Origin of the sequence: Priestia abyssalis, from assembly GCF_002019595.1 — a bacterium.
Lineage (GTDB): Bacteria > Bacillota > Bacilli > Bacillales > Bacillaceae_H > Bacillus_BA > Bacillus_BA abyssalis.
In genome coordinates this window covers 2,631,964-2,645,778 of the sequence record NZ_KV917369.1, presented here as the reverse complement: position 1 = coordinate 2,645,778, position 13,815 = coordinate 2,631,964, and the positions used below count along the sequence as shown (strand labels likewise).

Below are 13,815 nucleotides of genomic sequence, written 5' to 3'. Positions count from 1 at the left end.
TCAGGATTATGATTAAAAAGAAAAAATTTATCATCACCTGATTTATGTAGAAGTATGAAATCTTATAAACCTATTAATTAGGAAAGCGAAACCTCTAAATCATGAATCAATCAAATAGAGAAAGAAGGAAGAGGTTTCATAGCCTAATTATGTTTTGTTTACAGGAAAGCGGCATCCCTCATTTTCGCCTAAAACTATGAGTTCAGAAGGAAGGAATGTCATAGCCTGCTTTGTTAGTATAGTCGTTTGAGGAGGGGAATTCAAGTATTAGCTTAGTAGAATAAAGGGATTAATTGTATCTGCATACGGCAGCATTTACAAATTAAACAAAGCCGCATTAATAATCGAACTGTTATAAGAAGAAATACCTTCTTCACTTGAGCAAGTATTGCTGACAGATAAAGAACGCTACAACCTGCTGCAAAAATGGTTCGCTAACAAGGGTAAGTACCCAAGTGGCTTTATGTGCGGCTTCATGAATAGAGCTTAAGAAAGCTGGAGACATTACTTGTTAAGAAAGGAGGGAAAATCATGAAGAAAACATTATCCTCTATTTTGTGTGCTTTCGCTTTGGCTGCAATGGCTCTCGGTATGCCTGTCCATGCTGAAGATAATTACAATAATACGAACAGAGCGTATGACCATGATGCTACTAGAACTTATGACAATACTAGGGTTACACCTCGAAATGTCGCTACAACAACAGACATCAATGCCGATAACGATACCAATTGGGAATGGATTGGTTTATTGGGATTAGTAGGGCTGTTGGGTCTCCGCCGCAGAAGAGAAGGAGAAATCCGCTAATAAAGTAGGTCATCTAAAGATAATATTTTTTAGGAAGCAGTAGGTGAGCAGTTAAGTTTTCCGTCCCAAAACCTGAATCTATGCGATTGAGGTTTTTGGGAGGAAAATTAGAAACAACCTTATTGTCAATTCACAGATTCGGCGATAACCCATGCATTAAAAAATGTACGGTCCTTTCAATTTCTGCCTCATCGTCCCATTCAGCTTCAGGCACTAGCAAATATCGCGCGATTACATAGCCAAAAATCGTTGATGCTGTCATCCGGATCACGCTATAAGGCGGCATGTCAATGATTTGCCCCATGGCTTGGTAATGTTCAATGATTTTTTGAAACCGTTCAAATATTTTTGTAGCAATATGCTCTTTAAATTGTTCTTTCAATTCCGGCTGAAAAGGAATTTCTTGAATTAAGATTCGAAAAAGCTGCATGTTGTTAATGAGAAATTTTGTGCGATTCTCAATCATCGCTCTTACGAAATCTTCAAAGCGTTCATAATCTTGATTCAGCACTTTATTAAAATCTTTTATCACAAAGGGGGCAATTAGTTTTGCCATCATTGGGGCAACAATGGATAAAAGCAATTCCTTCTTCGTTTTATAATGCCTAAAAATCGTTCCTTCTGCTACGCCAGCTTTTTTGGCAATTTCACTTGTTGAGGTTGCAGCATAGCCTTTCTCTGCAAATGACTCAATCGCGGCAGCTATGATTTTTTTCTGCTTTTCTGTTAGTCCTTCTTCATGGTTAAACCATTCATCGATCATTTTATCTTGTTCAGACATATTGTGCTCCTTTGTACCTTGTCGATAAGTATATATTAAAGGATTTTTACCAGAAGGTGAAATTTAACACTTATTTAACCTCACATATTTCATATTTTTCGGTACTTTCTAAGCGCCAGGATGTTTAACATCATAAATAAAATGGAGAAGCCTGCTAATGCAAGAAGATCGATTTGAATCTCATCCCAGCCATAGCCTCTAACCATAACATCCCTTAAGGCATCTGCGGCATAGTACAGTGGTGTAAAAGGTCCGATCCAGCTAAGCCAGTCAGAAATCGTGTCCAAGTTAAACAAGCCTGAAAAGAAAATTTGCGGTACAACGATAATCGGTATAAATTGAATCATTTGCAGCTCATTATTTGCAAAAGCTGAAAGTGAAATTCCAAGAGTAAGAGCTGTCAGAGAAAGGAGTAAGGTAATAAAAAGCACATATCCAAATGCTCCTTCCATCAACATCCCTAGCACATAGATGGCATAGGCCGCAATAATTGAGGCCTGAACCATCGTAAAAATTCCAAAGCCAAGTACATATCCAATCACGATTTCCCACTTCCGCAACGGACTTGAAAGAAGTCGTTCCAGAGTGCCTGTTGTGCGTTCTCTTAAAAACGATACTCCAGCAATAAGAAACACAAAGAAGAAAACAAAAAATCCGAGAAGGACTGGACCAAAATAATCAAACTGTCCCATTTCATTGGAACCGTGTAAATAATCAGCTTCAAGTTCAAAAGCAGCTTCATTTCCTTGCAGGGGCTTTAGAGCCGTTTGTATCCATTTAACTGTAGCTCCATTAACACTTGGATCACTTCCTTCGAGAACGATGGAAGGAACGTTGCCTGCAAATCGTACATATCCATCAATCTCTTGGTTTGATAGGTCATCTTTCGCATCCTTTTCTTTGTCATATTCAGTGACCGTTGCATCGTCTAGATCCATTTTATCAAGTATAGTTTCAGGAACATTGACTAGACCTACCTTTGGGTTATAATCATCGCCATTAAAAACTAGGTGAAGCATCGTTAAGACGAGAATTGGAGCAAATATTAGCAATCCCATCGTTCTTTTATCACGAACGATTTGCCGCAGTATACGAATGATTAGAGCTTTAATTCGCATCATTCAGCACCTCCATAGATAAGAAATGCATCTTCAATTGTCGATGTATTTGTTTTATCTTTTAGTTCTTTAGGAGCCCCGATTGCAATAAGTCGGCCGTCTCGCATTAATCCTAATCGATCGCATTTTTCAGCTTCGTCCATGACATGGGTGGTAACAATAATCGTCGTGCCTTTTTTCTTTAGGTCATAGAATGCTTCCCAAATGCTTTTTCTCAAAACGGGATCAATCCCAACGGTTGGCTCATCAAGAATAAGAATGTCTGGCTCATGCAAAAGGGATATAGCTAATGAAAGTCTTCTTTTCATTCCGCCAGAGTAGTTAGAGACAAGCTTATTCATGTGATTAGTAAGCTGAACAACCTCCATCACGTCATTCATTCTCTGTTGCTGTTTTTTTCCTTTTAAACCGTAAAGGGCCGCAAAGAACTGAAGATTTTCTTTTGCGGATAATTCCCCGTATAGTGCATCAGACTGAGCCATATATCCAACTCGTTCCATTAACTGTAAGGATGGCATTTTTTCTTGAAAAAGAAAGTTTTCTCCTGATGTTGGCAAATCCAATCCAACCAGCTGTTTTACTAATGTCGTTTTACCCGCACCTGAAGGTCCAAGAAGTCCGAAGATTTCGCCCTCATGGATATCTAGACTAATATCTTTTAAGACTTGCTGTTTCCCAAATGCTTTTGAGATATGCTGAATGGAAACAATTTCTTTAGACTGTTTCATTCTTTTCACCTCTTATGATTAAAGTGAGTGATTACTCACTTTAATCATAAACCCTCTCATTCACCTTGTAAAGTGAGTAATTAGATCCAAAAGTACAGCCAGAAGAGACTTAATAAAACTAGAAGAGAAGGGAAAAATCATTCGAATACGCGATGGAGCGAAAACGGTTCTGCTTTCCAATGAAGTTTATAATTATGGTGAGCGTATGAACATGGCACTGGAAGCTAAAAGTAAGATTGGAAAATTTGCAGCTTCTTTGGTTAACAACGGGGATCGCCTTATCTTGGATGCCTCCACAACCGTTCAATTTCTAGCCAAGTATTTAACGAGCCGGAACCATACTGTGGTGACTAATTCGATTAACATTGCCAGTGTATTGAGCCAAAGGGAAGATATAAAAATTAATTTGTTAGGTGGAACGTTAAGCCATAGACACCAAGCTATTTATGGGTCAAGGGCCATCAGGGATATCCAAGATTATAAGGTGAATAAATGCATCATTAGTACTTGCGGCATCTCTTCTGAAGGACTGTCTACTTCCGTTGAGGAGGAGGGCCTCCTCGTTAACGAAATGATTAAGCGTTCTGACCAGGTTATTGTGCTTGCAGATTCAACGAAATTTAATAAAACATTTTTTCAAAAAATGTGTGACTTAGATGCCGTTGATATAGTGATTACAGACAAAGAATTATCGAAAAACATGCAGGAAATGCTAAATAAACATATGATCGAAGTGATTGTGGTTCCTGATCATGAAGGGGACTATTGAGATTTTGCTCGACAATGCGTTTGATAAGTATGGTATGGATTGGATACGGGTTTCCGATCACTTGAGAATGTCTTCACGGGATGTTGAAGGAAACCCGATTCTAGAGGGAACGATTCTGTTGTCACAAGGAATCATTCAATATCAAGCTCCGAAAATAAAAGAGTTGCAGGGGTGTTCTCGTCTATTTTTGGATAAAAATATTTTCAATTCACTTCATAAACCTTATTGTTTTTGTCCTTTTTTATAAGGTATCTAGGTTTCTTACCTTTTTTGTATCAAAATCTTCATTAAAAACAAGACTCTCTTGTTTCACTTCTTGTCCCATGAATTTACTTTTCAAAATTTTTGCAGTTAACAATAAGAAAATACACGCGACGCATATTAAAATTTCAAAACTTTGATTATATGTAATCAATTTTCGTGCTGTTGCCAAGATAAGAATATCTATTACAAAATAAATATCTTTTTTGACAATTAAAATAACAATTTCTACTCCAACAGCTAATAATAAAATTTCTGAAATAATTAATTTATAATGCTCCAACAAATCATTGTTTTGGATTTCATGAATCAAAAGAAAGACCAACTCTTTGAACGTAAAAATAATGGTGATTAAAAGCAATAAAACGACTGCCCACTCTACAGCTTGAAATACAAAATTCATCATTTTGTTTTCTTTCATTCAATTTTTCCTTTCTTTTTTGAGATTTCCAGTAGGATAAAATAAAATGACTTGCTATCGTCTTAAAACTGTTTTTGAACTGGAATAGTTCAATGATCACCAATCGATTTCCCTGTCAAATCCAATATAATGGTGCAACAGCAATAAAAGTGATTATGAATAATATAAAACAAAGTGAAAGTCCCTTCTATAAAAAGTATCTAAACATTACAAAAAATTAACATTCCATCGATGCTACAATTACTTTTCATGATTATTTATTCATTTAAGAAAAATCCACTGTGAGACGACTTTCATCTGTTCATCCTAATGAAAGAAGCAGCATCCTTTAGGAATGCTGCCTCTTCGTTATAGTTTTGCTTCAATATATGGAGGTATATCCAAAGGACGGTTCATCTCCGTATTGATTACGGCGTAGGCAAATATCCCAACCCCAATCGTCATACATATCACGGCGACTAGACGAAGAACATTCCGGAACCTTTTTTTTCTATGAAACTTCCGAAACTCAATAACCTTGTCCATCATATCCCTCACTTTTATTCCATTATACTAAATTTTCTGTGTTTTTAAATTGTAAAAATTTGAAACTTGTATGAACATGAAACAACGAGAAGCTTTAATTTCAGCTAAAAGGTCAATGGTTCGATTCCATTTAGGCCTATTTAGATATATGGTTACATGTATATGACCAACAAAAAAGCACATTGATTATTTCAGTGTGCTTTTTTGTCGCTTTTTGTGACGGCTGTTAAAAGTGAGCGCTAACACATAGAACTTCTTTTTCTTCGTTCTTAGCGTATCATATCTGTGTTATGTAGGTGAGGCAACGTTTTCACTTCAAACGAGAAATCGTGGATCCTATCTTACTGTTAACAAAATAATGTTAGGGCGATCAATTATGCTTTCATTTGAACAAATTTCGTTTTTCTATACCGCTTACACACCTTTTTAAATTAATAGTATCAGTATGTACAAGATTTAGAGATTAATTACAATTATCTTGAATTTTTTGCACCAGAACCAACAGATCAGATCTTTTGAACGGGAACTTGAATTTCAAATGTAATTTCGTTTGGTTTATCTGTGATCGTAATATCAACGTGCATAATTTGCAGCGCATCGCCGGTAATTTGATAACCAGCTTCATCAAGATAATCAAATATTTTACTTAAGCTTTCACTTCGATTCCATAATAATTCTCCGTTATAGCGGATACACGCAAATAACCCCGCCGGAACGATCTTTTGGTACTGTTTTGGTATTTTTTCTTTACTTTTTGCCACAACAAAAATAACGGATGGTTCTTCAAAACGCTTAGATTTAAGATCAGCTTCCTGAATGAGAATGCCTAGTCTGTTACTGGCCAGAATCGGTGTTTTCTCAGTAAGCATATTTTCCAGCCTTATAACACCATAACAAAGTTCCAAGTTATTATTGATTTTTTCATTCAATGTAATTAACTTTCTGCGTCCTATTTCGCGGAACATAACCGCTTGAAGTTCCTTTTCTTTTGCCACGTGATCCAAGTATACAATCTTTTCCCGAATATTTTCCTCCAAGTCAGTTAATTCGTTCAGCTTCGAAACAAGATCTGCGTGCTTGGCTTTAAGAATATCCAAAGACTTACTAAAATTACGTTCATTGAAATAATCCTTTATTTCGTCTGTACTCATTCCAAGTTGCCGCAGCTCTTTAATGGTCCCTAAAACCTCGTACTGGAAAATAGAATAGTAGCGATACCCCGAGTGCGGATCGATATATTGCGGCTTGAATAAGTCAATTCGGTCATAGTGGCGCAAGGTCTCCGCAGTCATCCCTCGTAATTTGGCCATCTCACCAATGGTTAGTTTTTCTTTCAATTTAACCACCCCCTTAAAAAATTATAATACAGCTATTGACCTTTGTGTAACAACAACCTTTACAATGAAAATACATAATATTCAAAATCATCTGAGTACTCTTTATAAATGGGAGGGAGCTGATTATGGAAAGGAAGAAGCTGGTTAGGACACTTACTTTGTCGCAGGTTGTTTTTTTAGGGATTGCATGGAATAACCCCATGGTATTTTTTAATACGTATGGAATAGCTGCCGAAACCTCACATGGTGTCATTACGGGTGCATACATGATTGCATTTCTAGCAATACTGTTTACAGCGCTCAGCTATGGAAAGATGGCAAAAGCATACCCTATTTCAGGTTCCGCTTATACATTTACTCAAAAATCTATTAATTCTGAAGTGGGGTTTCTTGTCGGCTGGACAATTATGCTTGATTATATCTTAACACCTATGGTGACGTGCTTGATGTCTGCGGTCTTTTTACATGCAGTGTTTCCGGGGGTTCCACACTATGTGTGGATTATCCTTTTGACTGCGATCATCGTGGTACCGAGCATACTAGGTGTATCGATATCAGCATCCGCAAGTAAAATTTTCGTTATTGCTCAAATCCTTTTCGTTTGTTTTTTCTGGATATTAACCGTGAAAAGTTTACTAGAAGGAGTAGGGGCGGGCACTTTTTTCTCAAGTAAACCATTTTTCAATTCAGATGTTCCCTTGTCAGTCATCTTAGCAGGAGCTTCAATTCTTTGTTTCAGTTTCCTTGGTTTTGACTCACTGACTACCTTGTCAGAGGAAACAATTGATCCCGAAAAAACGATCCCAAGAGCTATTATCATCATGCTGTTGTTTATAGGGGTTTTGTACATTGGCTCTTCCTACTTAGCACAATTGGTGCATCCTGGTTTTTCGTTCGAACACGCTGATTCCGCAGCCATGGAAATCGCGATACTTGTTGGAGGAAACTTATTCAAATCATTATTTATTACTGCAGTAATTGTTGGTAACTTTTCTTCAGGCGTTGCTGCCATTACAAGCGCATCACGTGTGTTATATGCAATGGGGCGGGATTCTGTATTGCCTAAAAATCTATTTGGTTATATTCACCCCAAATTTAAAACACCGTCACACGGCATTATCGTGATAGGTATCATTTCTTTACTAGGTATTTTGTTAACGCTGGGACAAGTCATCAAGTTTATCAACTTTGGAGCGCTCATTGCTTTTACATCCGTTAATCTATCTGTCATCGCCCATTATTTTATAAGAAATCAGAAACGCTCTTTTAACGACTGCATACGGTATCTATTGTTACCGCTCATAGGCGCAGCATTTACTATGTGGTTATGGTCATATTTAGAAATGGAGGCATTGATCCTTGGAGGCACCTGGGTCGCATGCGGCTTGGCATATCTTCTTTACATGACCAAATTTTTTCGAAAGCCCCTTCCGGAGTTTCATTTTGATGAAGAGATAATGGAAGATAGTGATGAAAAAATTCTTCCTCAAAAGGTAGAGGATTTATAATGAGTCTTTTCTATTGAAAGGCATATGTAACTGAAGGCGGTGTAAATATTTCGAACGCAAGGAAAAAATGAAAGCGCTATCTATTTTGGATGTAAGATCGTTCAAGTAACAATAATGAACTGGAGGTTATTTCAAATTGTTGAAGCTGAAAATGTTTATAAACGGTGAATGGATGGATTCTTTAAGTAAACAAACGAGTAATGTTGTAAACCCGGCAAACGGCAAGGTCATTGCAGAAGCACCCAATGGAAATATAGAAGATGCCCGGATGGCCATTGATGCGGCGCGAACCGCATTTGATTCCGGGATTTGGTCAGACTTACCGGCTTCAGAACGGGCTTCCTATTTATTTAAAATAGCAGAAAAAATTGAAGAACGTGCATCTGAGCTTAGCCAGCTCGAAACAGTCAATACCGGAAAACCTCTTAAAGAAGCAGAGTTTGATATTGCGGATGCAGCGGATTGTTTTCGTTATTATGCCGGTTTAGTCACTAAACCGGACGGTCAAACATATCCGGTTTCCGGCCCTGTACAGGCCATTGTTGTTCGGGAGCCTGCAGGGGTATGTGGATTGATTGCTCCATGGAATTTCCCTTTATTGACAGGAGCTTGGAAAATAGCGCCTGCTCTTGCTGCAGGAAATACGATTGTGTTTAAACCATCCGAGGTAACTCCGATTACGACTGCTAAATTATTTGAGATTATCCAAGAAGTCGGTATACCGGATGGCGTTGCAAATCTAGTTATAGGTGGTGGTGCAACAGTAGGAAATGAACTAGCGGAAAGCGATAAAGTCGATATGGTTTCGTTTACTGGCAGCACAGCAACAGGGAGAAGCATCATGAGAACAGCAGCTGGAAATATTAAAAACATTGCACTTGAATTAGGCGGTAAGTCACCTAACATTGTTTTTGCCGACGCAGATTTTGAGACAGCAGTGGATTATGCTTTATATGGAATTTTTGTCAACGCCGGCCAAGTTTGTAATGCAGGATCACGTTTGCTGCTTGAAGAGAGCATTCACGACAAGTTTATCGATAGACTGATAGAGAAAGCAAAAAAAATCCGGGTCGGCCCTGGTAATCACCCGTCAACACAAATGGGGGCCCTTGTCAGTGAAGACCATATGAATAAGGTGCTTAACTATATTCAACTTGGCATAGAAGAAGGGGCGACATTAGCCTGCGGCGGTAAGCGTATCACAAGCAATGGGCTTGAAAATGGTTATTTTGTGGAGCCGACGATATTTGTTGACACCAAAACTGACATGAGAATTGTTCAGGAAGAAATATTCGGGCCAGTACTGACTGTGCAAAAGTTTAAAGATGAGGCGGAAGCCATCCAGCTTGCCAATGATACCTCATATGGCCTGGCAGCAGGTGTATTTTCAGGGGATGGTGCGAAAGCTTTACGAGTGATTAAGAAAATAAGAGCTGGAATTACGTGGGTTAATGCTTACAATTTAGCCTTCAATGAAGCACCGTGGGGAGGCTACAAGCAGAGCGGAATTGGCCGTGGATTAGGTACTTTTGGTTTAGAAGAGTTTAGTGAGGTAAAACAAATCAACATTAATTTAGAAATTGAGCCAACTAAGTGGTTTGATCATTAAAAATTGAAAGGGGACATTAATGATGATCTGGGATTTTAATTTCAATATTCCTACATCTATAGAGTTTGGGAGCGGGAAAGTTGAAAATATTGGGGAAAGAGCAAAAGAACTAGGAGGAACAAAGGTTCTTCTTATTACCGATAAAGGACTAGCGCAAACTGGAATTTTACAAAAGGTGACAGATTCGTTAGACCAAGAAGGTGTCAATTATATGGTTTTTGATGAAATTACTCCTAATCCAAAAGATGTAGATTGCCAAAGAGCCTATGAACAATTTAAAGACGAGGAAATCGATCTTTTGATTGGTCTTGGCGGCGGAAGTTCAATGGATACGGCAAAAGCAATTGGTACACTTTTAACCCATGAAGGAGAGCTTAGAGAGCGTTACGGTGTAAATTTACTAGAGCGAGAAATCACTCCACTTATTTGTATTCCAACAACTTCAGGTACTGGAAGTGAAGTTACAACAGGTTCTGTCATTACAGATACAGTTACAAAACAGAAAGAGGCTATACTTGACATTAGATTGGCTCCGAAACTAGCAATTTTGGATCCTGAATTAACGCTAACTTTGCCTAAATCTATTACTGCTGCTACTGGAATGGATGCACTTACACATGCTATCGAAGCTTATACCAGCAATATTGCCGAACCAATTTCAGATGCTCTCAGTCTTTATTCAATTGAATTAATTGGTAAATATCTTCCTGCAGCTGTAGAAAATGGGAACGACTTAGAAGCAAGGAGAAATATGCTTATAGCCAGTTTAATTGCAGGTATGGCATTTAATCACGCAGATCTTGGTGCTGTGCATGCTATGGCTGAACCGCTTGGAGGTCTTTATGATACTCCGCATGGGGTAGCAAATTCAATATTCCTTCCGCATGTGTTTGAATTTAATATTCCTTCAAACCTTGAAAAACATGCCATTGTAGCTGAAAAGCTTGGAGTAAATAAAGAAGGGAAAACAAAAGAGGAAATTGCCTATGAAGGTGTTGTGCTGTTAAAAGAGCTTGCACGTAAAATTGGCATTCCTGATTTTCAAGATTTAAATAATGTCAATCCTAAAGATTTCCCATTCCTTGCTGAAGGCGCAGCAGTTCATTTATGTACACAGACGAATTCACGAAAAGTGACACGCGAAGATTATTTGGCATTATTCCAAAAGACTTATGAGGCGAAAAACACAACGTTAATTTAACTGGATTAATGTGGATCAAGAATTTTTGAATCGGCGGCTGACTTGATGAGAATTTTAATTGGGAAGCCGCCATGGTTTACAGAAAACATGCGTATGCCCACATTTGCTGCGGGTACATAATTAGCTATTTATGGATATGAGATTGCTATAAAGTAAGAATAACGAACAGGAGGTTTTTCAAATTGTTGAAGCTGAAATTGTTTATAAACGGTGAATGGATGGATTCTTTAAGTAAACAAAAGAGCAATGTTGTAAACTCTGCAAACGGCAAGGTCATTGCGGAGGCTCCCAAGGGAAATGCAGAAGATACCCGAATGGCTATTGATGCGGCCCGAACTGCATTTGATTCCGGGATTTGGTCAGATCTGCCGGCTTCGGAACGGGCTTCCTACTTATATAAAATAGCAGAGAAACTTGAAGAACGTGCATCTGAGCTTAGCCAGCTTGAAACAGCGAATACCGGAAAACCCCTTAGAGAAGCGGAATTTGACATTGCGGATGCAGTGGATTGTTTTCGATATTATGCCGGTTTAGTCACTAAACCCGACGGCCAAACGTACCCGGTTTCCGGTCCTGTACAGGCCATGGTTGTTCGGGAGCCGGTAGGGGTATGCGGACTAATCGCTCCGTGGAATTTCCCTTTACTGACAGGAGCCTGGAAAATAGCCCCTTCCCTTGCTGCAGGAAATACGATTGTGTTTAAACCAGCCGGGATCACTCCGATTACGTCGGTTAAATTATTTGAGATTATCCAAGAAGTCGGCATACCGAATGGCGTTGCCAACCTAGTTATGGGCGGCGGGGGAACAGTAGGAAATGAACTAGCGGAAAGCGATAAAGTCGATATGGTTTCGTTCACTGGCAGCACGGAAACAGGCAGAAACATCATGAAAACAGCAGCCGGAAATATTAAAAACATTGCACTTGAATTAGGCGGCAAGTCACCTAATATCGTTTTTGCCGATGCAGACTTTGAAACAGCCGTGGATTATGCTTTATATGGAATTTTTGTCAACGCCGGCCAAGTTTGTAATGCAGGATCTCGTTTGCTGCTTGAAGAGAGCATTCATGACAAGTTTATCGATAGACTGGTAGAGAAAGCGAAAAAGATCCGGGTCGGCCCTGGTGATCAATCGTCTACAGAAATGGGAGCGCTTGTCAGTGAAGACCATATGAATGAGGTACTCAAATATATTCAACTAGGCATAGAAGAAGGGGCGACATTAGCTTGCGGCGGCAAGCGTATCACAAGCGATGGGCTTGAAAATGGTTATTTTGTTGAGCCGACGATATTTGTTGATACTAAACCTGATATGAGAATTGTTCAAGAAGAAATTTTTGGGCCGGTACTGATTGTGCAAAAGTTTAAAGACGAAGAGGAAGCCATCCAGCTTGCCAATGATACCTCATATGGCCTGGCAGCAGGTGTATTTTCAGGGGACGGTGCGAAGGCTTTACGAGTGATTAAAAAAATTAGAGCCGGGATTACATGGATTAATGCCTATAATCTAGCCTTCAATGAAGCGCCGTGGGGAGGCTACAAGCAGAGCGGAATTGGCCGCGGGTTAGGAACGTTTGGATTAGATGAGTTTAGTGAGGTAAAACAAATCAACATTAATTTAGAAGTGGAGCCAACTAAGTGGTTTGATCATTAAAAATGGAGAAAAGGAGGTAATATTTATGTCTAATCGTGACGAAAAACAATTTCTAAATTTGCCTTTTACGGGCATCTGCACTTTTGGAAAATATCCGGTATGTGCGGATCTGGATCAGCTTGACGCGGATGTAGCTGTTATCGGCGTGCCCAATGACATGGGAACTCAATGGAAATCAGGAGCAAGAATGGGACCTAGAGGAATCCGTGAAGGTTCCACATTATATAGTTTCGGACTGGATGGCGCCTATGACATTGAAAACGATATGATGTACCTTGGACCTGAATGGAAAGTAGTAGACTGCGGCGATGTAGACATGGTTCATGGAGATATTATGCAATGCCATGAGAATACAGAAGAAGCGATTCGAAAAATTGTTTCTAAAGGCGCCATGCCGGTCGTATTAGGCGGGGATCATTCAATCACAGCAGCAGTTGGCAAAGGGATGGAAGAATTGGGGCCGTTTCATGTCATTCAAATTGATGCCCATTTAGATTGGGCCGATCACCGCTCGGGAATGCGTTATGGACACGGAAACTGTATCCGCCGCTTATCTGAATTGGATCATGTTCAGAGAATCTTTCAGTTCGGCATCCGAGGTATCAGCAGCAGTAAAAAAGAAGACGTTGATGCAGCAAGAGAATACGGCAGTGTGATCTTGTCGCCGCGCCAAATGAGAAAGATGGGACTCAAAGAAGTGTTGGAGCAAATCCCGGCAGGAGAAAAATATTATGTGACTATTGATATTGATGGACTAGATCCGTCGATCGCTCCAGGAACAGGTACACCTTCTCCAGGAGGCCTGCTTTACGATGAGGTTAATGAATTGCTCGAAGGGATTGCGAGAAGAGGAGAAGTCATCGGTTTTGACTTAGTCGAAGTAGCCCCTCCGTATGATCCTACTGGTATAACTGGACAAGTAGCGGCCCGTATTTTATTGGATTTGCTCAGCTATGTCTTAAAAGAAAAAGAGAAAAAAGGGAAAAAAGAAGACGGCAAAGAAAAAGAAGAAATTCTCTCGTAATCTATAAAAAACAGCGGGTATTTGAAGAGAAAGATTCATATCGAAATATGGATGTAAAAAATATTTAATCA

The 13,815-nt window shown here is 39.2% G+C and carries 13 protein-coding genes and 1 pseudogene; 9 read left to right on the top strand and 5 right to left on the bottom strand.

The features are described from left to right. The first annotated feature begins 531 nt into the window (after positions 1-531). The gene (locus BK575_RS12485; RefSeq protein ID WP_078410668.1) at positions 532-807 is read left to right on the top strand and encodes a WGxxGxxG family protein; all 276 of its coding nucleotides are present in this window, start codon (positions 532-534) and stop codon (positions 805-807) included. Between the two features lie 130 nt (positions 808-937). Here the strand turns inward: BK575_RS12485 and BK575_RS12480 are convergent, their stop codons facing one another. From BK575_RS12480 to BK575_RS12470, 3 genes are all read right to left on the bottom strand, one after another. Then, a complete protein-coding gene (locus tag BK575_RS12480) occupies positions 938-1,588 on the bottom strand; it encodes a TetR/AcrR family transcriptional regulator (RefSeq protein WP_078410667.1) in 651 nt (216 codons plus the stop codon). 89 nt (positions 1,589-1,677) lie between these two features. Further along, positions 1,678-2,706, bottom strand: coding sequence for an ABC transporter permease (locus tag BK575_RS12475; protein ID WP_078414765.1), 1,029 nt, complete (start codon positions 2,704-2,706; stop codon positions 1,678-1,680). Beyond that, positions 2,706-3,434 carry an ABC transporter ATP-binding protein gene (locus BK575_RS12470; RefSeq protein WP_078410666.1) on the bottom strand — a complete coding sequence of 243 codons (729 nt, stop codon included), beginning with the start codon at positions 3,432-3,434 and terminating at the stop codon, positions 2,706-2,708. Before BK575_RS12470 ends, BK575_RS12475 begins: the two co-directional genes overlap by 1 nt. Before the next feature lie 79 nt (positions 3,435-3,513). On the opposite strand from BK575_RS12470, the pseudogene BK575_RS29595 reads away from it, so the two are divergent. The 3 genes and pseudogenes from BK575_RS29595 to BK575_RS12455 form a co-directional block, all read left to right on the top strand. Next, a pseudogene (locus BK575_RS29595) lies at positions 3,514-3,585 on the top strand (DeoR family transcriptional regulator); the annotation flags it as partial. Positions 3,586-3,639: 54 nt separating this feature from the next. Beyond that, the gene (locus tag BK575_RS12460; RefSeq protein ID WP_078410665.1) at positions 3,640-4,203 is read left to right on the top strand and encodes a DeoR/GlpR family DNA-binding transcription regulator; all 564 of its coding nucleotides are present in this window, start codon (positions 3,640-3,642) and stop codon (positions 4,201-4,203) included. Next, on the top strand, positions 4,187-4,450 hold the full coding sequence (locus BK575_RS12455; protein ID WP_139368024.1) for a hypothetical protein: 264 nt from the start codon (positions 4,187-4,189) through the stop codon (positions 4,448-4,450). The genes BK575_RS12460 and BK575_RS12455 overlap by 17 nt, the downstream gene beginning before the upstream one ends. Here BK575_RS12455 and BK575_RS12450 read toward each other — a convergent pair. Beyond that, positions 4,445-4,885: a hypothetical protein gene (locus tag BK575_RS12450; RefSeq protein ID WP_078410663.1), complete on the bottom strand. Its 441-nt coding sequence runs from the start codon at positions 4,883-4,885 to the stop codon at positions 4,445-4,447. The genes BK575_RS12455 and BK575_RS12450 overlap by 6 nt on opposite strands. 1,031 nt (positions 4,886-5,916) lie before the next feature. Continuing rightward, positions 5,917-6,747 carry a MerR family transcriptional regulator gene (locus tag BK575_RS12445; protein ID WP_204524862.1) on the bottom strand — a complete coding sequence of 277 codons (831 nt, stop codon included), beginning with the start codon at positions 6,745-6,747 and terminating at the stop codon, positions 5,917-5,919. Positions 6,748-6,872: 125 nt separating this feature from the next. Here BK575_RS12445 and BK575_RS12440 point away from each other — a divergent pair, with 125 nt between their 5' ends. The 5 genes from BK575_RS12440 (at position 6,873) to speB (ending at position 13,744) form a co-directional block, all read left to right on the top strand. Further along, positions 6,873-8,255, top strand: coding sequence for an APC family permease (locus BK575_RS12440; protein ID WP_078410661.1), 1,383 nt, complete (start codon positions 6,873-6,875; stop codon positions 8,253-8,255). A gap of 136 nt (positions 8,256-8,391) precedes the next feature. Next, positions 8,392-9,864, top strand: a complete 1,473-nt coding sequence (locus BK575_RS12435; protein WP_078410660.1) for an aldehyde dehydrogenase family protein — start codon at positions 8,392-8,394, stop codon at positions 9,862-9,864. Between the two features lie 19 nt (positions 9,865-9,883). Further along, a complete protein-coding gene (locus tag BK575_RS12430; RefSeq protein WP_235867378.1) occupies positions 9,884-11,065 on the top strand; it encodes an iron-containing alcohol dehydrogenase in 1,182 nt (393 codons plus the stop codon). A 182-nt stretch (positions 11,066-11,247) separates the two neighbouring features. Continuing rightward, complete coding sequence (locus BK575_RS12425; RefSeq protein ID WP_078410658.1) at positions 11,248-12,720, top strand: aldehyde dehydrogenase family protein; 1,473 nt, start codon at positions 11,248-11,250, stop codon at positions 12,718-12,720. 25 nt (positions 12,721-12,745) lie between these two features. Next, the gene (gene speB / locus BK575_RS12420) at positions 12,746-13,744 is read left to right on the top strand and encodes an agmatinase (protein ID WP_078410657.1); all 999 of its coding nucleotides are present in this window, start codon (positions 12,746-12,748) and stop codon (positions 13,742-13,744) included. The last annotated feature ends 71 nt before the right edge of the window (positions 13,745-13,815 follow it).

Excerpts from the sequence above, each read along its gene's own strand:
- BK575_RS12485 (WP_078410668.1), top strand. The coding sequence starts at position 532 with ATGAAGAAAACATTATCCTCTATTTTGTGTGCTTTCGCTTTGGCTGCA.
- BK575_RS12440 (WP_078410661.1), top strand. The coding sequence starts at position 6,873 with ATGGAAAGGAAGAAGCTGGTTAGGACACTTACTTTGTCGCAGGTTGTT.
- BK575_RS12460 (WP_078410665.1), top strand. The coding sequence starts at position 3,640 with ATGAACATGGCACTGGAAGCTAAAAGTAAGATTGGAAAATTTGCAGCT.
- BK575_RS12475 (WP_078414765.1), bottom strand. The coding sequence starts at position 2,706 with ATGCGAATTAAAGCTCTAATCATTCGTATACTGCGGCAAATCGTTCGT.
- BK575_RS12480 (WP_078410667.1), bottom strand. The coding sequence starts at position 1,588 with ATGTCTGAACAAGATAAAATGATCGATGAATGGTTTAACCATGAAGAA.
- speB (WP_078410657.1), top strand. The coding sequence starts at position 12,746 with ATGTCTAATCGTGACGAAAAACAATTTCTAAATTTGCCTTTTACGGGC.
- BK575_RS12450 (WP_078410663.1), bottom strand. The coding sequence starts at position 4,885 with ATGAAAGAAAACAAAATGATGAATTTTGTATTTCAAGCTGTAGAGTGG.
- BK575_RS12470 (WP_078410666.1), bottom strand. The coding sequence starts at position 3,434 with ATGAAACAGTCTAAAGAAATTGTTTCCATTCAGCATATCTCAAAAGCA.
- BK575_RS12455 (WP_139368024.1), top strand. The coding sequence starts at position 4,187 with ATGAAGGGGACTATTGAGATTTTGCTCGACAATGCGTTTGATAAGTAT.
- BK575_RS12430 (WP_235867378.1), top strand. The coding sequence starts at position 9,884 with ATGATGATCTGGGATTTTAATTTCAATATTCCTACATCTATAGAGTTT.